The 21433-nt window shown below is 74.0% G+C and carries 17 protein-coding genes; 8 read left to right on the top strand and 9 right to left on the bottom strand.

The annotated features are described in order from the left end of the window. Positions 1–54: 54 nt before the first annotated feature. Positions 55–684: a TetR/AcrR family transcriptional regulator gene (locus tag OG702_RS01590; RefSeq protein WP_327287022.1), complete on the top strand. Its 630-nt coding sequence runs from the start codon at positions 55–57 to the stop codon at positions 682–684. Here OG702_RS01590 and OG702_RS01585 read toward each other — a convergent pair. Next, a complete protein-coding gene (locus OG702_RS01585) occupies positions 665–1468 on the bottom strand; it encodes an AfsR/SARP family transcriptional regulator (RefSeq protein ID WP_327287021.1) in 804 nt (267 codons plus the stop codon). The two genes, OG702_RS01590 and OG702_RS01585, sit on opposite strands and share 20 nt — an antisense overlap. Positions 1469–1843: 375 nt before the next feature. Here OG702_RS01585 and OG702_RS01580 point away from each other — a divergent pair, with 375 nt between their 5' ends. The 3 genes from OG702_RS01580 to OG702_RS01570 all read left to right on the top strand — a co-directional run bounded on the left by OG702_RS01580 (position 1844) and on the right by OG702_RS01570 (position 4388). Further along, positions 1844–2647 (top strand): DUF4184 family protein, encoded by an 804-nt coding sequence (locus OG702_RS01580; RefSeq protein WP_327287020.1) that lies wholly within the window; start codon positions 1844–1846, stop codon positions 2645–2647. A gap of 410 nt (positions 2648–3057) precedes the next feature. Further along, a complete protein-coding gene (sigK, locus tag OG702_RS01575) occupies positions 3058–3648 on the top strand; it encodes an ECF RNA polymerase sigma factor SigK (protein ID WP_327287019.1) in 591 nt (196 codons plus the stop codon). Next, positions 3645–4388, top strand: coding sequence for an anti-sigma factor (locus tag OG702_RS01570; protein WP_327287018.1), 744 nt, complete (start codon positions 3645–3647; stop codon positions 4386–4388). Before sigK ends, OG702_RS01570 begins: the two co-directional genes overlap by 4 nt. Positions 4389–4439: 51 nt before the next feature. On the opposite strand, the gene OG702_RS01565 is transcribed toward OG702_RS01570, so the two are convergent. Next, a complete protein-coding gene (locus OG702_RS01565; RefSeq protein ID WP_327287017.1) occupies positions 4440–7859 on the bottom strand; it encodes a discoidin domain-containing protein in 3420 nt (1139 codons plus the stop codon). Positions 7860–8275: 416 nt separating this feature from the next. On the opposite strand from OG702_RS01565, the gene OG702_RS01560 reads away from it, so the two are divergent. Continuing rightward, entirely contained in the window at positions 8276–9052 is a 777-nt protein-coding gene (locus tag OG702_RS01560; RefSeq protein WP_327287016.1) for a L,D-transpeptidase family protein, read from the top strand. Here the strand turns inward: OG702_RS01560 and OG702_RS01555 are convergent. Beyond that, on the bottom strand, positions 9038–9904 hold the full coding sequence (locus tag OG702_RS01555; protein WP_327287015.1) for an NAD(P)H-binding protein: 867 nt from the start codon (positions 9902–9904) through the stop codon (positions 9038–9040). The two genes, OG702_RS01560 and OG702_RS01555, sit on opposite strands and share 15 nt — an antisense overlap. Positions 9905–10025: 121 nt before the next feature. Between OG702_RS01555 and OG702_RS01550 the strand changes: the two genes are divergently transcribed. Continuing rightward, the gene (locus OG702_RS01550) at positions 10026–10466 is read left to right on the top strand and encodes a MarR family winged helix-turn-helix transcriptional regulator (RefSeq protein WP_327287014.1); all 441 of its coding nucleotides are present in this window, start codon (positions 10026–10028) and stop codon (positions 10464–10466) included. Positions 10467–10506: 40 nt separating this feature from the next. Here the strand turns inward: OG702_RS01550 and OG702_RS01545 are convergent, their stop codons facing one another. The 6 genes from OG702_RS01545 to OG702_RS01520 form a co-directional block, all read right to left on the bottom strand. Further along, a complete protein-coding gene (locus tag OG702_RS01545) occupies positions 10507–11904 on the bottom strand; it encodes an alkaline phosphatase family protein (protein ID WP_327287013.1) in 1398 nt (465 codons plus the stop codon). Continuing rightward, entirely contained in the window at positions 11901–13079 is a 1179-nt protein-coding gene (gene eboE, locus OG702_RS01540; RefSeq protein WP_327287012.1) for a metabolite traffic protein EboE, read from the bottom strand. Before eboE ends, OG702_RS01545 begins: the two co-directional genes overlap by 4 nt. A gap of 29 nt (positions 13080–13108) precedes the next feature. Then, complete coding sequence (locus OG702_RS01535; RefSeq protein WP_327287011.1) at positions 13109–13963, bottom strand: TatD family hydrolase; 855 nt, start codon at positions 13961–13963, stop codon at positions 13109–13111. Positions 13964–13991: 28 nt separating this feature from the next. After that, positions 13992–15527, bottom strand: a complete 1536-nt coding sequence (locus OG702_RS01530; RefSeq protein ID WP_327287010.1) for an EboA domain-containing protein — start codon at positions 15525–15527, stop codon at positions 13992–13994. Next, a complete protein-coding gene (locus tag OG702_RS01525; RefSeq protein WP_327287009.1) occupies positions 15524–16453 on the bottom strand; it encodes an SCO3242 family prenyltransferase in 930 nt (309 codons plus the stop codon). Before OG702_RS01525 ends, OG702_RS01530 begins: the two co-directional genes overlap by 4 nt. Positions 16454–16766: 313 nt before the next feature. Further along, positions 16767–17951, bottom strand: coding sequence for an inositol-3-phosphate synthase (locus OG702_RS01520; protein WP_327287008.1), 1185 nt, complete (start codon positions 17949–17951; stop codon positions 16767–16769). Between the two features lie 529 nt (positions 17952–18480). Here OG702_RS01520 and OG702_RS01515 point away from each other — a divergent pair. Continuing rightward, a complete protein-coding gene (locus OG702_RS01515) occupies positions 18481–19788 on the top strand; it encodes an ROK family transcriptional regulator (RefSeq protein ID WP_327287007.1) in 1308 nt (435 codons plus the stop codon). A 358-nt stretch (positions 19789–20146) separates the two neighbouring features. Further along, the gene (locus OG702_RS01510) at positions 20147–21376 is read left to right on the top strand and encodes a ThuA domain-containing protein (RefSeq protein ID WP_327287006.1); all 1230 of its coding nucleotides are present in this window, start codon (positions 20147–20149) and stop codon (positions 21374–21376) included. The last annotated feature ends 57 nt before the right edge of the window (positions 21377–21433 follow it).

Raw genomic sequence — 21433 nt, 5'->3', positions numbered from 1 at the left:
CCGTGGCGGCGGCGTCCTCTACAGTCGGGCGTGTCCCACGCAGGAGTTGATGTCATGACCGGCGCCCCCGCGGCCCCCGGCGCCCCGCACCTCCCGGAGCCCGCGCCCGAACCGGATCCGCCGCCCGTCCCCGAGCGCAAGGGGGAGCGCACCCGCCGCCGTATCCTGCAGGCCGCCAGGACCGAATTCGGCCGGCACGGCTACGAGAAGGCCACCATCCGCGGCATCGCGCTCACCGCCTCCGTCGACAAGGCCTCGGTGATCGGCTACTTCGGCACCAAGGAGGCGCTGTTCAGGGAGGCCGTGCACTGGCACGCCAGGATCGACGAACTGGCCGACGACGACCCCGGGCGCACCGCCGAGGCCTACCTGCGGGCACTGCTCGGCCGCTGGGCCGCCGAGGAGGACAGCCCCATGTCGGTCCTGCTGCGGGCCGGCATGACCAGCGCTCAGGCGGCCGAGCTGCTGCGCCGCCACGTCACCAGCGAGGTCGTCGACCGGGTCGCCGACCGCATCGAAGGCCCCGACGCGCGGCTGCGGGCCGCGGTCTTCGCCGCGGTGATGATGGGCATCGTCTCGCAGCGCTACCTGCTGCGGCTGCCCGACCTCGCCGACGCGCCGCTGGAGGACGTGCTGCGCATCGCCGTCCCGCTGGTGCGCGGCGTCATCGCCCCGGAGGGCTGACGTCCTCCGGGCCGTAACGCTCCGGCGGGCCGCCGTCCAGGATCGAGTGGTGCAGATTCTCCACCCACGACGACGGTTCGAGCCCCAGCTCCTCGCGCAGCACCTGGCGCAGTCGCCCCATCACCACCAGCGCCCGGTCACGGTGGCCCGAGCGGTACAGCGCCAGCATGTACTGCGCCTGGACGTACTCCTCCGCGGGCTGGCCCGCTGCCAACCCGTCCAGCTCCTCCAGCAGTTCGCGGTGCCGCCCCAGGCTCAGATCCGCGTCGATCCGCTGCGTGCGCACGCTCAGCAGCTCCTCGTGCAGTACCCGCAGCCGCCCGGCCAGCACCGGGCCGGCCGGTACGCCGGCCAGCGCGGGACCCTGCCACAGGGCCAGCGCCAGCGCCAGCAGCCGGGAGGCGCCCCGGTCGTCCCGGTGCATCAGCGCGCTGCCGCGGCGGGCCAGCGCCCTGAACCGCTCCAGGTCGAGCGCGTCGACCGGCACCACGAGCGAGTAGCCGTTCTCCCTGGTCTCCAGCAGCCGCCGGGCCGCGGGAGCGCTGCCGACGCTCGGCATCCCGGCCAGCATCCGGCGCAGCGACAGTACGTACGACTGCAGGGTCGCCGCGGCGCTGCTCGGCGGGGCGCTGCCCCAGAGCTCGGTGACGCAGGTGCCGGCCGGGACGACCTTGCCAGCGTCGAGCAGCAGCAGCGACAACAGCTGGCGCTGCTTGGGCGCGGTGGGCGTATGGTCACGGTCCGCGTCACGGACCCGTAACGGCCCGAGTACACCGAACTCCAAACCGGTCACCCCTCCGCGGCGTCGAGGTGGCTGCGGTGGACCTGCGGTCCGGCGGCCAGTCCTTCACTCTACCGGCGTGCTACCCCGCCGGAACCCCTCCCACCGGGGCCGCACCTTGCCGCGGACCTGCCCCCCGAGCCCACCCCCACGCGCGCGGAGGGGCGGGGGACCGCGCGCCGAGCTAGGACAGCGGCGGGACGCGGGGTCCCCGCGAGCGGCAGCACCCAAAGGGCGCGGGGAACCGCCCGACTGGCCACGATGGCGGGAAGGGCGCGCGGCCACCGCGAGTGGCAACCCCGGGGGGACGGGCCGGCGGGGATGGGCGACCGGGGGCCTGGAAGGGCGGCGCGGGGCGCCGCGAGGGAGGATGGCGGGATGCCGTTCACACTCAGTCACCCCGCCGCGGTGCTGCCGATGCTGCGCGACGGCCGCCCCCGCGGCCCGCTCGTGGCCTCGGCGCTGGTCGCCGGGTCGCTGGCGCCCGACGTCCCCTACTTCACCGACTCCCTGGTGCACGGCACCTTCGGCTTCGGGGTGTTCACGCACAGCCCGCTCGGCGTGGTCACCGCCGACGTGGCGATCGCCGCAGGGCTCGCCGCCGGCTGGCACTGGCTGCTGCGCGAACCGCTGGTCGCGCTGCTGCCGGCCAGGTGGGCGGACGCCGCCGAGGCGATGACCGCGCCGACCGGGCGCACCGCGGGCCTGGCCGGCGCCGGCCGCTTCGCGCTGTCCGCGGCCGTCGGCGCGGCCACGCACGTGGCCTGGGACGCCTTCACCCACGGCGGCCGGCTGGGCGCGCGGCTGCTGCCGGTGCTGAACCGGACCGTGCTGGGCCGCCCGCTGTACTACGACCTGCAGTTCGGCTCCTCGGTCCTCGGCCTCGGCGTCGTCGGCTGGTACGTGGCGCGCACCCTGCGGGCGGTGCGCCCGCAGACCCCGCCGCGGCCGCGGCTGTCGGCCCGTGCCAGGGTCGCGGCGACCACGCTGGTGGGGGCGGCCGCCGCGGCCGGGGCGGCGGCGCGGCTGGCCCGCTGGGACCACGGCCCGCTGCATAGCGCCGGCATCCTCGACCTCATCCCGGCCGTCGCCTTCGGCGGCGGCGCGGGCGCCGCAGTGGGCCTGGCCTGCTTCGCCGCCGTGGCGCGTACCGCACTGGGACGCCGCAGGACGGCGGTCTGACCGACGGTGACGGCGCGCCGGCCGGGTGCAGGTCGCCCGCCGGGCGCCGGGCGGGCCGATGGTCGGTGCGGGCCCGGAGTATGCCCGGCATGCGTGCGCCGGGGCGGTGCGGTTCGGCCGACCGGCGCCCGGCTGGGCGGCGTTCGGTGCGGGCCCGGAGTATGCCCGGCACGGGCCCGGCCCCCGGCTGACCGATGGTCGGTGCGGGCCCGGAGTATGCCCGGCACGCGTGCGCCGGGTCGGTGCGGGTCGGCCGCCGGGCGCCCGGCTGGCCGGGGGTCACCGCTCGCGCGTACGGTGACCGTCCGGCCTTGTCCGTGCGGCGGCGAAGAAACTTCCCGCGCCGACCAATCCGTACCGGCCGCGGCGTCGAAACCTCCGTGACGACGTTCCCGTCCGGAGGTGTGCCCATGCGCGCGGTGGCCCGCGGCGACCGATCACCGGCCCCGCACAGCGGTGCCCTGGAGCAGCTGCTCGACCTGACCGCCCGCGGGGACCGCGAGGCCTTCGAGGACCTCTACAACGCGGTCGCCGGCTCGGTGCTCGGCCTGGTGCGCAGGGTGCTGCGCGACCCGGCGCAGTCCGAGGAGGTCGCCCAGGAGGTGCTGGTGGACGTGTGGCGGTGCGCCGCCCGCTTCGACCCCGCGCAGGGCAGCGCCATGGGCTGGATCATGACGCTGGCCCACCGCAGGGCCGTCGACCGGGCCCGGTCCGCGCAGGCCGCAGCCGAGCGCGAGCACCGGGCGGCGGTGCGCGACCACAGCCCGGCCTTCGACGAGGTCGGCGAGCTGGTCGAGCGCCGGCTCGAACGCGAGCAGGTCCGCCGCTGCCTCGGCCGGCTCACCGAACTGCAGCGCGAGTCCGTCACGCTGGCGTACTACCGCGGCTGCACCTACCGCGAGACCGCCGACCTGCTCGGGGTCGCCCTCGGCACCGTCAAGACCCGCATGCGGGACGGGCTGATCCGGCTCCGTGACTGCCTGGGGGTGACCTCCGTATGAGCGCCGCCGACCTGCACACGCTCACCGGTGCCTACGCGCTCGACGCGCTGTCGGAACGTGAGGCCGCGCAGTTCTCCCGCCACCTGGCCGCCTGCCGGTCCTGCGCCCAGGAGGTGGGCGAGCTGCGGGAGACCGCTGCCCGGCTGGCGCTGGCGGTCGCCGTGGTCCCGCCCGCCGAACTGCGCGGCCGGGTGATGGGCGCGCTGCCCGGGGTGCGCCAGCTGCCGCCAGGCCCGCACGCCACGGCGGGCCCGTCCGGTGGCGGCTGGCGGCGCAGGCTGCCGCAGTTGGCTGCCGCCGCCTGCCTGGTGGCGGCCCTGGCGGCCGGTGCGGTCGCGGTGGACGCCGAGCACCGGGCCGACCGGCAGCGGGACCGCACCGCTCAGGCCGAGCAACAGGCCGCTGAGCTCGGCGCGCTGCTCGCGGCGCCCGACGCCACCACCCACGCCGGCGCGGTCAGGGGCGGCGGCAGCGCCACCGTCGTGTCCTCCCGGCAGCTGGGGCGGACCGCCTTCCTCTACCGCGGCCTGCCGCGGCTGGACGGCTCCCACGTCTACCAGCTGTGGTATAGCCGCGGCGGCGCCATGGTGCCCGCCGGGCTGGTCGACCCGGGCAGCCCCGACGGTGCCGCCCTGCTGGCCGGCAGCGCGCGCGGCGCGTCCGGAGTCGGGGTGACCGTGGAGCCGCAGGGCGGCTCCCGGACGCCGACCGGCACGCCGGTCGTCCTGCTGACGCTGTGAGGCCGCCCGGTGCGGGGCGCCGCGGAGGGCGCCCCGCACCGGCCGCCGCCGTCAGTCGGCGGTCACGGTGGACGGCAGCGTGAGGCCGCCGCTCAATGGGAGGTTGCGGGACGACTCGCCGACCAGGATCTGGTAGGTGCCCGCGCCGGCCACCCAGTGGCCCGCCGTGGTCGACCAGGAGGCCAGCGCGTGGACCGGCACGGTGAAGGTGACCGTGCCCGACGCGCCCGCGGCCAGGCTGATCCGCTGGAATCCCTTCAACTGGTGCGGCGGCTCACCCGCGGCGGCCGGATCGGCCACGTAGAGCTGGGCGACCTCGCTGCCCGCCCGGCTGCCGGTGTTGGTGACCGTCGCCTTCACCGTGGCCTGCCCGTTGCTGACCGCGCCGACCTGGAGGTTGCCGAACGAGAAGGAGGTGTACGACAGCCCGAAGCCGAACGGGAACAGCGGGGTGAGGTTGTTCGTGTCGTACCACCGGTAGCCGACCTTGAGGCCCTCGGAGTAGCTGACCTGCCCGTTGCTGCCCGGCCACTGGGCGGCGGTGTTCGCCGGCACCTGGGAGAGCGACGCGGGGAAGGTCACCGGCAGGTGGCCCGACGGGTTCACGTCGCCGAACAGCAGCGCCGCGATGCCCTGACCGTACTGCTGGCCGTCGTAGAAGCCCTCGAAGACCCCGGCGACCTGGTTCAGCCACGGCATCAGGATCGCCGAGTTGTCGTTGAGCACCACGATGGTGTGCGGGTTGGCCGCCGCCACCGCGGAGATCAGCGCGTCCTGGTTGCCGGGCAGGTTCAGCGAGGCGTTGTCGGCCTCCTCGTGGCCGTAGTTGTCGCTGGCGAAGACCACCGCGACGCTGGAGGTCCGCGCCAGGTCCGCCGCCGCGTTCACGTCGGTGCCCTCGTTGTACGTCACCTTGGTGCCGGTGTCGGCCAGCCGCTGCTGGATGCCGATGACCGGGGTGTACGTGCCGCTGCTGGTCACCGTGCCGCTGCCGCCGCCGATGGTCTGGGTGCCCGGCCCCCCGTCGACGCCGATCACCGCCACGCCGGACGGCAGCGCCGCCGGATTCAGCGGCAGGGCGCCGTTGTTCTTGAGCAGGACCGTGCCCTCCTCGACGCCCTGCAGAGCGACCTTGTTGTGCCCGGGGGTGGTCACGATCGCCTTGTTGTCACCGGTGGGCGCCTTGTCGAACATCCCGAAGCGGAACATCTGGGTGAGCACCCGGGAGACCATGGTGTCCACGGTCGCCTGGCTGACCCGGCCGTCCTGCACCGCCTGGATCAGGAAGTCGGCGTAGTAGTAGCCGCCCGGCATCTCGACGGTCAGCCCGGCGTTCGCCGACTCCACGGTGGAGTGGATGGCGCCCCAGTCGGACGTCACGAAACCGGTGAAACCCGCTTGCTGGTAGAGGCCCTTGTTGAGGATGTCGGGGTTCTGGCAGGACGGTTCGTTGTTGACGTTGCTGTACGCGCACATCACCGCCGCCGCGCCGCCATCCTTGATCGCGGTCTGGAAGGCGGGCAGGTAGATCTCCTGCAGGGTGCGCGCGTCGACGTTCACCGTGCCGGCCGGCTGCTCGATGTTGTACGCGGCGGCGTGCTTGACCTCCGCCATCACGCCCTGCTCCTGGATGCCCCTGATGTCGGCGGCGCCCATCTGCCCCGACAGGTAGGGGTCCTCGCCGAAGGTCTCGTACGACCGCCCCCAGCGCGGGTCGCGGATGATGTTCACCGTCGGGCCGAGCGCGACGTGCACGCCCTTGCCGGCGAACTCCTGGCCCACCGCGTCGCCGTACTGCTGCTGCCACTGCGGGTCGAAGGTCGCGGCGGACACCATGCCGGACGGCATCTGGGTGACTCCGCCGAGCCCGTCGCCGACACCGGCGGGGCCGTCCTCGAAGTTGACGTCGGGGATGCACAGCGCGGGGATGCCGATGATCTTGCCGATGTAGTCGGGGGCGTCGGTCCCGTGCAGCATGGCGACCTTCTGCTGGAGCGACATCTGCCCCATCAGCTGGGCGACCCTGGTGGAGGTGACCGCGGTGGAGTTGAGCCACGGGCAGTTGCCGGGTGCGGGCTTCGACGGCGGCGGCGGGATGGTCGCGGTCACCCCGCCGACGGTGTAGACCTCGAACTCCCACAGGGCGTAGCCGTAGGCGGTTGCCCGCGCGGTGCCGTACATCCGGACGTAGCGGCCGCTGCCGGACACCTCGATGCTCTGCTTGCCGCCGGTACCCGTGGTGGTGGAGTAGGCCTGCCGCCAGTCGGTGCCGTTGTCGGACAGCTGGATCTGGAAGGCCTTCGCGTACGCGTTCTCCCAGGTGATCACGACCCGGCAGACCGGCAGGCTCGCGCCCAGGTCGACCTGGAACCACTGCGGGTCGGAGGACGCGCTCGACCAGCGGCTGATGGTGCTGCCGTCGACCCCGTAGGTGGCGGAGTAGCCGGGGTCGCCGTCCTGGAGCGAGGAGGCGGTGGCCGGGTGGCCGAGGGCGGCGTTCTCGGTGCCGCAGTCGCCGGTGCTGCCGCCGCCGGTGGTACCGCCGGTCGTACCGCCGCCCGAGGTGCCGCTGCCGCCGGTGTGGACCTGGAACTCCCACAGCGAGTAGCCGTAACCCGTGGCGCGTGCGGTGCCGTTCATCCGGACGTAGCGGCCGGTGCCGGCCACGGTCAGGGTCTGGGTGCCGCCGGTGCCGGTGGTGGTGGAGTAGACCGGGGTCCAGGTGGTGCCGTTGTCGGACAGCTGGATCTGGAAGGCCTTCGCGTAGGCGGACTCCCAGTTGAGCACGACCTGGCAGACCGGGACGCTGCTGCCGAGGTCGACCTGCAGCCACTGGGGGTCGGCGGCGGCGCTGGACCAGCGGGTGCCGGTGTTGCCGTCGACGGCGGCCGAGGCGGGGGTGCCGGCGTTCTCGGTGGACGACGCGGTGGCGGTCCTGCCCTGCGCGGCGTTGTCGGTGCCGCAACTGGCGGGTGTGGTGGTGCCGGTGGTGCCGTAGACCTGGAACTCCCAGAGGGAGTAGCCGTATCCGGTGGCGCGGGCGGTGCCGTAGAGGCGGACGTAGCGGCCGGAAGCGTTTACGGGGACCGTCTGGGTGCCGCCGGTCGCGGTGGTGGTGGAGTAGGCGTCGGTCCAGGTCTGGGCGTTGTCGGAGACCTGGATCTTGAAGGCGGTGGCGTAGGCCGACTCCCAGTTGAGGGTGACGGAGCTGAGGGTGGCGCTGCTGCCGAGGTCGACCTGGAGCCACTGTGGGTCGGCGGCGGCGCTGGACCAGCGGGTGCCGGTGTTGCCGTCGACGGCGGCCGAGGCGGGGGTCCCGGCGTTCTCGGTGGACGAGGCGGTGGCGGGCTTGCCCTGCGACAGCAGCGAGGGCGCGGCATGGGCGGGCCGTGCGGAGCTGAAGAGCGCGGCGATCAGTGCCAGGACGGCGGCCGAGGCGAGCCAGGCGGCGCGGGTGGTGCGGGCAGGCACGGGATCTGACCCTGTTGCTGGCATACATGAGTCTCCCTCAGGGGGGTGTGGGGGAATGCAGGAGATCTCTGGACGGCGGCCGCCGGGCGGGGTGATGCGGTGAACGGGTGACAGTGGGGCGGGAGAGCGCTCTCCAATGCGGAAGTGAACACTCGCGTGCAGGTCGCGTCAAGGTCTCGACGTGAACTGGCCCAGAGGGCGGGGCCGGTACGGCGCACGAGCGGGGACGTCGGGTACCGGAAGAACGCGGGGCCGGGGCAACCCACCGGCATTGCCAGGTGGTTCCACAAGTATGGGAACTGATATCCGCCCCAGCCGCCGAGGCCTCGAAGAGCGATTGCCGGGCGGCCCCTGCCCGCCGCCGGGCGCGTGAGACCCCCCTTTCCGCACCCTCCTTGGACCGAAGGGTTCCACCCATGCCTTCCCCCACCCCCCGCGTCCTGCTGTCAGGACTGGGCGCGGCGGCGATCGCCGTACTCGCCGGCTGCGGGACCCCCGTCGGCGCGGCCGCGCAGGACCGGACCGCACCGCTCGTCATCGACGACCAGCCGTCGGGCCCGGCCGCCACGACGGCACCGGCGCCGGCCGCCACGCCTGCCCCGCCGCGGCAGTTGCCGGGTCTCGGCGTGCAGACGCTGGCCCGGATACCGCGGCAGACCGACCAGGTCGTCCTGGTGACCGGACGGTCCCGCAGCTCGTCCGACGCGACGCTGGTGGTCTACCGGCGGACCCCCGACGGCGGCTGGCGGCCGGGCACCGCCTGGCCCGCGCACAACGCGAAGGACGGCTGGACCACCGACCACCACGCGGGCGATCTGCGCTCACCGATCGGGGTGTTCACGCTCTCCGACGCCGGCGGCCTGCGGTCCGACCCCGGCACCAAGCTGCCGTACCACCACTCCCGGGGCTTCAGCATCGGCGGGCGCGGCTTCCGCGGTGAGCCGCTGGCCGGATCCTTCGACTACGTCGTCGCGATCGACTACAACCGGAAGACCGGGGTGTCACCCCTGGACTGGACCCGCCCGATGGGCGACTCCCGTGGCGGCGGCATCTGGTTGCACGTCGACCACGGCGGGCCCACCCACGGCTGCGTCAGCGTCTCCGAGGCGCATATGAAGCAGCTGCTCGCCACCCTCGACCCGGCCCTGCACCCGGTCGTGGTCATGGGTGACACGGCCTCACTGGCCCGCTGAGGCGATCCTGAAGGCTTCGGCGTTGCGGGCGCACCAGTCGGCGAAGGTGCCCGGCTTGCGGCCGAGCAGCCGCTCCACGGTGTCGGTGCGGAGGCCTTCGGTGTCGGCCCGCAGCAGCATGAAGCCCTCGACGACGGCCTCGGCGAGGGCCGGCGGCGCGCCGTTCGGGAAGCGGGCCGCCACCGCCTCCTGCGGCGTACTGGTGGCGCGTACGTCGATCGGCCGGCCGATGGTGGCGGCGATGATCGCCACCTGCTCGGCCACCGTGAAGGCCTCGGCGCCGGTGAGGGAGTAGTCCTGGCCCTCGTGTCCCTCCCCGGTGAGGGCCAGGGCGGCGACCGCCGCGATGTCCGCGGGGTCGATCGGCGCGATACGGCCGGGGCCGACCGGGTCGAGGACGTAGCCGCCCTCGCGGATGCTGGGCAGCCAGTCCAGCGCGTTGGTCATGAAGCCGCCGGGGCGCAGCACGGTGGCGGGAATGCCGGAGTCGCGGACGATCTGCTCGCGGGCGTGGTGCCAGCGGCCCATCGCGGGCATCGGGTCACCCAGCACGTTGGTCGAGGACAGCAGCACGATGTGCCGTACGCCCGCGGTCCGCGCGGCGGCGACCGCGTGGGCGGCGGGTTCGGTGGCGATGCCCGGGGTGAGCAGGAACAGCCGGTCGACGCCGGTGAGGGCGGCGGTCAGGCTGTCCGGCGCGGTGAGGTCGCCGGTGACCCGCTCGGCGCTCGCCGGCAGTGCCGCCGCGCGCTGCGGGTCGCGGACCAGGATACGGAAGGGCGCGCCGGTGGCGTCGAGCTGTCTGACCAGCTCGCGGCCGATGTTTCCGGTGGCGCCGGTCACGAGTATCATCGGGATCTCCTCGGGTCGTTTGCCGTCTAATGACCTGGCGGAGAGAACGCTAGTCGGCTAATCATTAGCCGTCAAACGAATCCGTGGGCGGCCCGACCCGTCCCGCCGCCGGAAGGTCGCGATGCCCGAATTTCTCGACCTGCACAGCAGGACCTCGAAGGTGCTGCGCGCGCTCGCCGACGAGGCGATGCGCCGCAACGGCCTGCACTACGGCCAGCACCACCTGCTCGCCGCGCTGTGGGAGCAGGACGGCAGGACGCCCGGCGAGGTCGCCGCGAAGCTCCACGTCACCACCCCGACGGTGGTCAAGATGGCCGACCGGATGACCGCCACGGGTCTGCTCGTACGCCGTCGCGACGACCGGGACAACCGGCTGGTCCGGCTGTGGCTCACCGATGCGGGACGCGCGCTGCGCGAGCCGGTCGAGACCGCGCGGCGCGAGCTCGAACAGCAGGTCACCGCCGGGCTGACCGACGCCCAGCGAGCCTGCCTGATGGAGGCGCTGGCCCAGGTCAACCGGGCCGCGGAAGACCTGCTCGACGGGTCCGGGACCGGGTCCTGACCGGCCGCCGGGCGGCGCCCCGGTCAGGACAGGGCCGGCCTCAGGCCCCCGGCAGGAGACCGGCGAGCCGCAGCAGCAGGTCCTTGACCTCCGTCACGTGGTAGCGGTCCCTGCCCTCTTCGGGGTCCGAGCAGATCAGCAGCGGGCCGTCCTGCGGATCGTCCGGCAGCCGGCCGTGGCTGCCGCGCACGCACGACGGATCGAGGCCGACCACCTGGAGCGAGGCGCGGATGCCCAGCTTGAGCTTGGCCACCGACAGCGCCGCCCGCACCTTCACCGTCGGATCGGTCGTGTCGAGGAAGAGTTCGGCCGGGTCGTAGCCGGCCTTGCGGAAGATCTCCACCCCGGTGGCGAAGTCCGGTGCGAGGTCGTCGTCGAGCCAGTAGTAGTAGGTGAACCAGGCGTCCGGCTCGGCGATCGCGACCAGTTCCCCCGAGCGCTCGTGGCCGATCCGGAACTCCGCCTGCTCGCCGCGGTCCAGCACCCGGTCCACCCCCGGCAGAGCCTTGACCACGTCCCGCACCCGGGGGATGTCGGCCGGATCACGGACGTAGAGGTGCGCAACCTGGTGGTCGGCGACCGCGAAGGCCGGCGAGGTCCACGGGTCCAGGTTCTCCACGTCCTGCTGGACGTAGACATGCAGCAGCCCCTCGCGGCGCAGCGCCCGGTTGATGTCGACCGGGCGGCGGGCCGCGGTGATGCCGTATTCGCTGAGCGCCACCACCGTCGTGCCCTCGGCGCGCAACCGGCGCAGCAGCGGGGCCAGTTCGGCGTCCACCGCGCGTGCGGCAGCCGGTGCCTCCGGGCCGTCGGGGCCGTGCCGCTGCACCTCGTAGTCCAGGTGCGGGATGTAGACAAGCAGCGTGTCGGGCGCGCGGGTGTCCATGATGTGCCCGGCGGCGCCGACGATCCACCGGGTGGAGGCGATGCCCGCGCCCGGACCCCAGTAGCTGAACAGCGGGAACGGGCCGAGCGCCGCGGTCAGTTCGTCGTGCACGTCCTGCGGATGGGCGTAGCAGTCCTGGGACTTCCGGCCGTCGTAGTGGTAGACCGGGCGAGGCGTGACGGTGACGTCCACGTCCATGCCCATCGCGTACCACCAGCAGACGTTGCCGACACGGTAGCCGGGGTCGCCGCGGCGGCCCGCGGCCCACAGCTTGTCGCCGCGCACCAGGCTGTTGGACTGCCGCCAGTGGAAGATCTCCCCGGCGTCGCGGAAGAACCAGCCGTTGGCGACGATGCCGTGCTCGTCGGGCATCGAGCCGGTCAGGATGCTGGACTGCACCGGGCAGGTCAGCGCCGGGAAGACGGTGCCCATCTCGGCCGTGAAGCCCGAGGCGGCCACCTCGCGCAGGGCCGGCATGTGCGCCAGCAGCCGCGGGGTCAGGCCGACCACGTCGAGGACGACGGTCCTTCTGCGGTGTGCCGACGGCGTCATGCCGCCACCTCCTTGAGGCCCAGATCGGTCAACGTGCCTGCGGCCCAGGCCACTTCCGCGGCGATACCGGCGACCAGCGCGTCGGGGCCGTCCGGCCGCCGGTCCGCTGGCAGCACCGACCAGGTGTAGGTCTCCACCTCGACGTGGTCGGCCAGCGCCGCCGGTCCGCCGACGAGCAGGGCGAGGGACTGTTCGAGTACGGCCGAGGTACCGGCCAGCGGGGGCTCCGGCGGCGCGTGCAGCGGGACGTGGAAGTGCACCCGCCAGGGCGCGGCCCCGGGCAGCGCGCCGGCACCCGACAGGGCCTCGCCGAGATCGTCGGCGGCGTACGCGGCGCCGCCCTCGCCCGCCTCGCGCGTCTGGTGCAGGAAACGCGGCTCCACGAATGCGGCCAGCGCCCGGCGTACGGCCGGGTCGCCCGGGTCGTCGGCCTGCAGCGCGCAGGAGGCCTGCACCTTGACCACCGCGAGGCCGGCGGCCGCGATCCTGGCAAGCACCCGCGCGGGGTCCTCGAAGGACACCGCAAGATGGCACACGTCCAGGCATACCCCGAGCAGGTCGCCGCCCTGACCGGTCAGTTCGCGCTCGATCTGGTCCACCGTCTCGACCGCGCAGCCCGGCTCCGGCTCGAAGCCGACCCGGATCGGACGGCCGTGGCGGGCCGCCCGCACGGCGAGTCCCGTCTCCAGCGTGCGGATCCGCCGCCCCGCCGCCGCCCTGCTCCCGGAGTTCCAGGGGTCCCGCCAGGCCAGCGGCAGGGTGGAGATGCTGCCGTGCGGCACGTCGTCGGGGAGCAGGCCGTAGAGCACGTCCGCCAGGTCGAGGGTGTAGGCGAGCCGCGCCTGCGTCGTCCAGTCCGGACGGTAGACCGCGTGCTTGACCACCGGCGCGTGGAAGCCGCGGTAGGGGAAGCCGTTGAGGGTGACCACCTCCAGGCCGCGGGCGCCGAGTTCGGCCCGCAGCCGGGCCACCGCCGCGGGATCACCGGCCAGTTCGCGCGCCACGTCATGGGCGAGCCACAGGCCCAGCCCCAGCCGGTCGGTGCCGAGCCGCTCGCGTACCGGCCCTGCGTAGCAGTCGAGTTGGTTGACGATCCCGGCCAGGTCCTCGGCCGGGTGGACGTTGGTGCAGTAGCCGAGGTGGACGGTGGTCCCGTCGGCGTGCCGCAGCCGCATTGCTGCCTCCTGGGGTCGACGTGCGTCGGTCAGCGGGGGCCGCGCTGGACGGAGTTGCCCTCGAAGACGGCTGCCGGGTCGAGCGCCGGCGCGTCCACCTCCAGCCGCCCGCCGGCGCTGTAGAAGGCCACCGGGTTCTGCCACAGCACCTTGTCCACGTCCTCGGCGGAGAAGCCTGCGGCGAGCATCGCCTCGCCGGTGGCGCGGGTCCGCAGCGGGTCGCTGTGGCCCCAGTCGGCGGCCGAGTTCACCAGGACCCGCTCGGTGCCGTACTCGCGCAGGATCGCCACCATCCGGTCGGGCTCCATCTTGGTGTCCGGGTAGATGGAGAAGCCCGCCCAGCAGCCGGAGTCCAGCACCTGGCGTACCGTCAGCTCGTTGAGGTGGTCCACCACGACATGCCCGACCGGGATGCCCGACTCCCTGATCACGTCGAGCGACCTGGCGGTGCCCGCGGCCTTGTCGCGGTGCGGGGTGTGCACCAGCGCGGGCAGCCCGTGCTCGACGGCCAGCGCGAGCTGCGTGCTGAAGGCCTTCTCCTCGGCCGCGGTCATCGAGTCGAAGCCGGTCTCGCCCACCGCGACCACGCCGTCCTTCACCAGGTAGCGCGGCAGCAGCTCAAGCACCTCCGCGCACCGCGGGTCGTTGGCCTCCTTCGGGTTGAGCGCCACAGCGCAGTGGTGCCTGATGCCGAACTGCGCGGCGCGGTAGGGCTCCCAGCCGAGCAGCCCGTCGAAGTAGTCCACGAAGCTCGCCGCGGAGGTACGCGGCTGGCCCAGCCAGAACGCCGGTTCCACCAGCGCGCGGACACCCGCCGCGTGCATCGCCCGGTAGTCGTCCGTGGTGCGCGAGGTCATATGGATGTGCGGGTCGAAGATGCGCATGCGGTGCTCCAGGGTCGGGTTCCGGTGGTCAGCGCAGAGCGGCGAGTACCCGCCGGGCGGCCTCGGCCCTGCGTGGCTCCGGCGAGGCCGCCTCCGCGTGGATCGGGGACGCGTCCAGCAGCGCGGGGTAGCGCCGTACCAGCGCGAGCGCGTCGGCGGGCACGTCACGGCCGGCCGCGACCCGCTCGTGGGCGAAGTCCAGAAGCATCCGGGCGAGTTCGGCGTCCATCCGCTCCTCGACCGCCGCCACCTCGCGCAGCGGGACGCCCAGGAAGACGCATTTGAGCACCCCCTGCCGCCAGGCCTCCGCGTCCAGGCCGGCGGCGGCCGGGCCGAGCGCCGCGGCGACCAGCGCGATGTCGTTGGTACGCAGCGCGTCCTCGACCAGCGGCAGCGCGGCCCGCCCGAGGTCCAGATACGGCAACGCCCGCAGCACGGCTCGGCGTTCCGCCCGGTCGCCGCGGGCGTAGACGTCGGCCACCGTGTCCGCCGCCGCCCCGTCGAGCAGGACGGCGCGGGCCGCCTCGTCCACCGTCCACCCGGCCCAGCCGGGCACGGTCAGCGGACCGCGCCCGCAGCCGCGGCCGACCGCGGGGAAGTCGGTGAGCAGCGCGGCGGGGTCCTTGCGTGCCCTGGCCACCGCTGCCGCCAGCCAGGCCCGGCCCGGCTCGGTCATGCCGGCGTCGACCGCTTCGGCCGGTGAGAGCCGGGGCGGTTCGGCGTGCGCGCGCAGGAACGCCAGCGAGCGGCGGGCGGTGTCCGGCGCGCTGTGGCTGTGCCGGGGGAGCTCCACCGCCACCAGCCCGCGGTAACCCGCCTCCGCCAGCGCGGCAAGCACCGGCGTGAAGTCGATCTCGCCCTCGCCGAACTCCAGATGCTCGTGCACGCCACGGCGCATGTCGTCGATCTGCACGTTCACCAGGTCGGGTCCCGCGCTGCGCACGCAGTCGGCCACCGGCTCCGCCTCCAGGCAGCGGCAGTGCCCGATGTCCAGGGTGAGCCGGAACGACGCGGGGGAGCCCAGCGAGTCGCGCAGCCGCCGGTAGCCGGCCAAGTCCTCGACCAGCATGCCCGGTTCGGGCTCGAAGCCCAGCACCACGCCCTCACGGGCGGCCGTTCGCGCGAGCCGCCCGCAGCCCTCGGCCAGCAGTTCCCAGCCGCGCTCCGGCGAGCTGCCGGCCGGCAGCACGCCGCTCCAGAAGGACACCGCCTCCGCGCCCAGGCCGGCGCCGATCCGTATCGCCCGCTCCAGGAAGTCGACCCTGGCCGCCCGGCCCTCCGCGTCCTCGTGCAGCAGGGTGGGGGAGTGCTTGTGCCAGGGGTCGAGGAGGTAGCGGGCGCCGGTCTCCACGACCACCGCCAGGCCGAGCGCGTCGAGCCGCCGCCTCACCTCGTCCAGCCGAGTGCCGAGGTCCGGGTCGTACGGGTCGAGGTGGGTATGGTCGAGGGTCAGCGCCACACCCTCGTAGCCGAGTCCGGCGATCACGTCGAGGGCGTGGTCGAGGCGGTGGTTGGCGAAGCCGTTGGTGCCGTATCCGAAGCGCAGCGGGGAGCGGGACGTCACGTCGGTGAGACCTTCCGGGAGAGCCGGCGGGCCAGCGGCAGCGCCGCCAGCAGGGGGAGTGCGGCGCGGGTGGCTCCGGCCCGGCCGGCCAGCGCCGCCTGCAGCGGTATCACGCCGAGGATCCCGGCGCCGACCGCCCGTTGCAGCCGGCGCGGGTCCGGCTTGCGGATCGCCGCGAACTGGGCGCCGCCGAAGGTGCGGCCGTACACGCACAGCAGCGCGGCGGCCGTGGCCCGGTGCCGGCCGCGCGCCCCGGGCGCCGCCGCGACACCCGCTGCGAGCGCGGCCGTCGCGGCGAGGGTCGCCTCGGGCAGCGCGTGCGAGGAGCCCTCGGCCTCGCGGCGGCTCAGCGCCATCACGATCCCGGTGTGCGCGGCGACAGCGGCGGCGGCGGGCGCCGCCGCCCGCCGGCCACGGGGCCCTGCCGCGAGCAGCACGTCAAGACCGCGGGCCGCGGCCATCGCCGGCGGCCCGAGCGGGGTGTCCTTCAACGCCAGGTCGTACGCCCACACCGCGGCGGCCAGCGGCAGCGCCGTGCCCAGCGCCCGCCGCCCGCCCGCCGCGCCGGCCACACCGAGGCCGGCCGCGGTCAGCGCCGCCGCGGTCGCCAGCGCGGCGCGCGGGCTCACCCGGCCTGACGGGATCGGGCGGCCCGGGCGCTCGACGGCGTCGACCTCGCGGTCGGCGTAGTCGTTGAGCGCCATGCCGCCCCAGTAGAGCAGCACGGACGCCGCCGCGAGCCCTCCGCTGGCCCGCACACCGTACGGCCACCCGGCCGCACTCGCCCCGACCAGCACGTCACCGGGCACGGTCAGCGCGGCGGGCGCCCGCACCAACTCGGCCAGCGCTCTGGCGCTGGCTCGACGCGCCGGGGGCCTGGGGGTGCCCAGGTGCCCCTGGGGGGTGCCACTTGCGGTTGCGTTCACGGTCGCGCTCCGTCCCGGCTTGTCGCGCAGTTCCTCGCGCCCCTGGGGGGTGCCGCTTGGGGTTGCGTTCCCCGTCGCGGTGTGTCGCGCCGTTCTGGCCCCCAGGGCTTCGCCTGGGGGTACCCCCTTGCGTCCCTCCCGGGCGGGATTCTCTGCCGCACAGGGCACGCTTCAGGGGCGCGGGGAACTGCGCGCCCAACCACGATGGCGCGACAGGCGAACGGCCACCGCGAGTGGCAGCCCCTCTGGGGCGCGAGGACCCGCGCGGGCAACCGCGACGGCGCTGCCCGCCACCGGCCACCGCAGGGGGTCCTCACCCCTCAAGGCCCGAGCGGCCAGCGAATTGCGCGGCCCATGTGCGGAGGTGCTCGTACTGGGCCACCAGGCGGTGTTCCGATGAGCCCATCGGGTCCTTGAAGAAGAAGGCGAACTGCGGCTGCACCCCTACCTCCCCGTCGGCCATGGCGCGGCCGAGGAGGCGGACCAGGTCGAGGACCAGTGGCGCGGCGAGCGCCGAGTCGCAGCCCTGCCAGGTGAACTGCATGGTCATCCGCACGCCGAGGAATCCGTCGAAGGCGATGTGGTCCCAGGCCGTCTTCCAGTCGCCGAGCGCGGGCACGTCGTCGATGTGGACCTCGCCCTCGACCGGGTCGGGGAGCAGTTCGGCCAGGCTGCGCGCCTTGGACGCGGTCTTGCTCGCCGCCGCCGACGGGTCGGCGAGCGTGGCCCCGTCCCCGCCGCCGAGCAGATTCGTGCCGGACCAGGCACGTACGCGCAGCGCCCGGTGCGCGAACATCGGTGCGAGCGCGCTCCTGACCAGGGTCTCGCCGGTCTTGCCGTCGTTGCCCGTGTAAGGGACACCGATGCTGCGGGCGAGTTCGTCCAGCGCGGGCAGCAGCATCGCGCCGGACGGGGTGAAGTCGATGTAGCCGCACCCGGCACTGAGCGCGGCATAGGCGTAGAGCGCGTGCGGCGGCAGTACGGGCTCGGGTCCCGCCAGGGCCGCCCGCAGCGCGGCCAGGTCCGCGTGGGCGGGGTGCGGAGCCGGCTGCGGGGCGGTCGAGGACAGGTTGACCACCACCACCCGCTCCAGGCCGTGCCGCTCGCGGAAGTCCGTCAACTGCGCGGCGATCGCGGTCGCCTGCGGCTCCTGCGGATCGGCCACCGCGCTGACGCCGGGCCGGATCTCCCCATCGGCGGCGTCCAGCGCCCGCTGGACGGAGGCCGGCAGATCGGCGGGTACGACACCCGCCGCGACCAGCTGTTCCGCCCGTTTGACCAGCGGAATGCCGGTGATGTCGCAGCCGCCGAAGACCAGGTCCCCGACGGGGGTCAGGCCGGCCGAGCGGAAGTCCTGCTGCTCGGTCACGCAGCCGACCGGTGCGGCGAGCCCGGCGGCGACGGCCGCGGCGCCGACGACGACCGTCGTGGCGACCGAGCCGCGTGCGCCGATGATCCACACCCCCAGCCGGGGACCGTGTGCAGTGGCCGAACCCATGCCTTCACCTCCGTGTGTCACCTGCTGCGGAGCGTTCGGAGAAGCGTGCCCTTGAGGCCGGGAAGAAGAGTGGGACGAGCGTCCGCCGGGGCCGGACGGCGCGGTCTGCCCGCCCGCGCTCACGGCGCCGACGTAGCTGTTCGTCAGTTCAGCGAATAAACTAATCACCCCTTCCCCCTGCGGCAAGAGGCAGTCAAGAATCCTTTGAACGCACCACGCGCCGCGTCGACTTGGGCAACCCTGAAGCGGTGCCCCCAGCGCCGCCGGGGGGCGGGGTCGAGTCCGTGGAAGTCGCCGCGTAAGGTACATCCCCGGCATCCGCAACGATCACCGCTGGTGCTTCCGCGGTGGTCGGCAGCGGCTGCCGCCGTCGGGTCCGTCCGTCTCCTGAGGCTTTCCTGTGAGTGTCCTGAAGGTCGTTGACCTGCGGTGGAGCGTCTCTTAGTTTGGTGAATGAATAAATGGGCCAGAGAGGTTTGCCGGGCGGGACCCGTCGTGGTCCGCGCCGGCGGAGAAAGGTCGCAGCGTGATGAACGGCGGCGGGCAGCCGGCGAGCAAGCAGAGCATGCGCCGGCACAACCTGGCGCTGGTGCTCCGTCAGGTCGCGGCCAGTGAGAGCGCCTCCAGAGCCACCGTCGCCGCCCGGGTGGGCCTGACCAAGGCCACCGTCTCCTCGCTCGTCGAGGAGCTGCGGCTGGCCGGCCTCGTCATCGAGCACGTGCCGGAGAACCAGGGCAGGGTCGGCCGCCCCGGCGGCGCGCTCGCGCTCAACCCGCAGGGCGCCGCGGGTGTCGGCGTGGAGGTCAACGTCGACTACACCGCGGTCTGCGTCGCCGACCTGACCGGTGCGCCCCGGGTCCGGCTCACCGAGCGCGCCGACAACCGCGGCCGGGACGCCGAGGAGACGCTGCACGCGGCCGGCCGGCTCGCGGCCCGGGCCTGCGCCGCCGCCCGGCGCGCCGGACTGACCCCGGTCCAGGTCACCCTCGGCGTCCCGGGACTCGTCCACGACGACAAGGTGCTGCACGCTCCCAACCTGGACTGGCGCCATGTCCCGGCCGCCGACCTGCTGGTACGCGGCCTGGGCAGGCAGCGGCTCGCGGTGTCGGTCGACAACGAGGCCAACCTCGCCGCGATCGGCGAGTTCCAGGCCAGGCCGGCCGGCGCCGGGGCGAGCTTCCTGTACGTGTCCGGCGAGATCGGCATCGGGGCCGGGCTGATGGTGGACGGCACGCTGTTCCGCGGCGGCGGCTTCGCCGGCGAGATCGGCCATGTCACCGTGATCCCCGACGGACCCGAGTGCGGCTGCGGGGCGCGCGGCTGCCTGGAGCGCTACGCGGGCCAGGACGCGCTGCTGGAGGCCGCGGCGCTCGACACGGTGAGCGCGACCCGGCTGGGCTCGGCGCCCACCGCGACGGCCACCGTGGCCCGTACCGGCGGCGGCCCCCGGCAGCAGGCGCTGCAGGAGGCGCCGGCCGAGGGCAACGCCCCGGTGGAACGGCTCGCCGCCCTGGCCGCCGAGGGCGACGAGGCCGCGGTGCGGGCGCTCGCGGTGGCCGGCCGGGCGCTCGGGGTCGCGCTGTCCGGCGCGGTGAATCTGCTCGATCCGCCCGAGGTGGTGATCGGCGGGATCTACGCCACGCTGGCGCCCTGGCTGATCCCCAGCCTCCAGGTGCAGTTGCACGAGCGGGTGACCTCGGGCCGCTGGCGCTCGGACCGCCTCCAGGTCTCCGGCCTCGGCACCGAGGCCGCGGTACGGGGCGCGGCGGGCGCCGGGGTGCAGGCGATGCTGCGCGACCCGTCGGCGTACATCGACCTGACCAGCGCGGTGCTCTGAACGATCATCAAGTCCTGGCTGGATCAGCGGAGTTGGCTGCCAGGCCGGTGGTGAAGGCCGGGGCGCAAGCGCTTGGTGGCTTGTCTGTGACAACCCTTGACGCTCCGGTCCCGGCCAATTAGTTTTTTGAACCAACGAACCAATTCATCACTCCGCTCGCGGTTTGCGCTGATCAGCGCGCCACGTCGGAGCTGAGGCATCCCTTGTCACCACCAAGTCCCAAGGTGATGCCCCCATGCCGCAGGACGGACCCGTTGCCGCCCGGCGCGAGCAGACGTGCTTCGCCGCGCCCCGACGCGGTCCGTCCGTCCCACCCAGCGGCACATCCCCCCGCAGTGCGTCGACTCGAGGAGCCGCCATGCGCACGCCCCGCCCACGCACCCGTCTTGCCCTGCTCGCGGCACTGAGCCTGTCCGCGGCAGCCGTCCTGACCGCCGCGGCTCCCGCCGTGACCGCCGCTCCCGCCCCGGCGTCCGCCGACCGGGCCGCGGCGGCGCCGTTCAAGGTCCTGGTCTTCTCCAAGACCACCGGCTTCCGGCACGACTCCATCCCGGCCGGCATCGCCGCCATCCAACTGCTCGGCCAGCAGAACAACTTCACCGTCGTCGCCACCGAGGACGACTCGCAGTTCACCGACGCGAACCTCGCGCAGTACGCTGCGGTGGTCTTCCTGTCGGCGACCGGCGACCCGGTGAGCACCCAGGCCGAGAAGGACGCCTTCCAGCGCTACATCGAGCACGGCGGCGGCTACGTGGGCGTCCACGCCGCCGCGGACAGCGGCTACAGCTGGTCCTGGTACGGCGACCTGGTCGGGGCCTACTTCAAGCAGCACCCGGCCATCCAGCCGGCCACCGTCAACATCGAGGAGCACACCCACCCCTCGACCCAGGGCCTGCCCAACTCGTACACCCACACCGACGAGTGGTACGACTTCCAGACCAACCCGCGCTCCAAGGTGCACGTCCTGGCGTCGGTGGACGACAACTCGTACACCGGCTCCACCATGGGCGCCGACCACCCCACCACCTGGTGCCACAACTTCGACGGCGGCCGTGCCTGGTACACCGGCCTGGGCCACACCAACGAGAGCTACACCGAGGCGAACTTCCTGCACCTGCTGCTCGGCGGCATCCAGACGGCGGCCGGCGTGCTGCCCGCGGACTGCTCGGTCACCTCCACCCCGCCGCCCAGCGACCCGGGGATCAGCCTCAAGGCGCACGCCAACGGCAAGTACGTCACCACGCCGGGCGGCGGCGCCCAGCCGCTCATCGCCGGCAGCACCACGGTGGGCACCTCGGAGAAGTTCGACGAGGTCGACCTGGGCGGCGGCAACATCGCGCTGCGCGCCCACGCCAACAAGCAGTTCGTGACGGCGGAGAACGCCGGCGCGCAGTCGCTGATCGCCAACCGGGGGGCGGCAGCAGGGTGGGAGACCTTCCAGCTGATCCACAACTCTGACGGCAGCATCAGCCTCAAGGCCGGGGTCAACGGCAAGTACGTGACGGCGGAGAACGCCGGCGCCCAGCCGCTGATCGCCAACCGCACGGCCATCGGTCCGTGGGAGGAGTTCGACCTCTCCACGAGCTGAGCCCGCACCGACCGGCAGCGCGGCGGCACGCGCCATCCGCCGCCGTGGTGACCTGTC

Origin of the sequence: Streptomyces sp. NBC_01198 (genome assembly GCF_036010485.1) — a bacterium.
Taxonomy (GTDB): Bacteria; Actinomycetota; Actinomycetes; order Streptomycetales; family Streptomycetaceae; genus Actinacidiphila.
The sequence above is the reverse complement of the archived record's forward strand: the minus strand, read 5'-3'. Positions and strand labels throughout refer to the sequence as shown.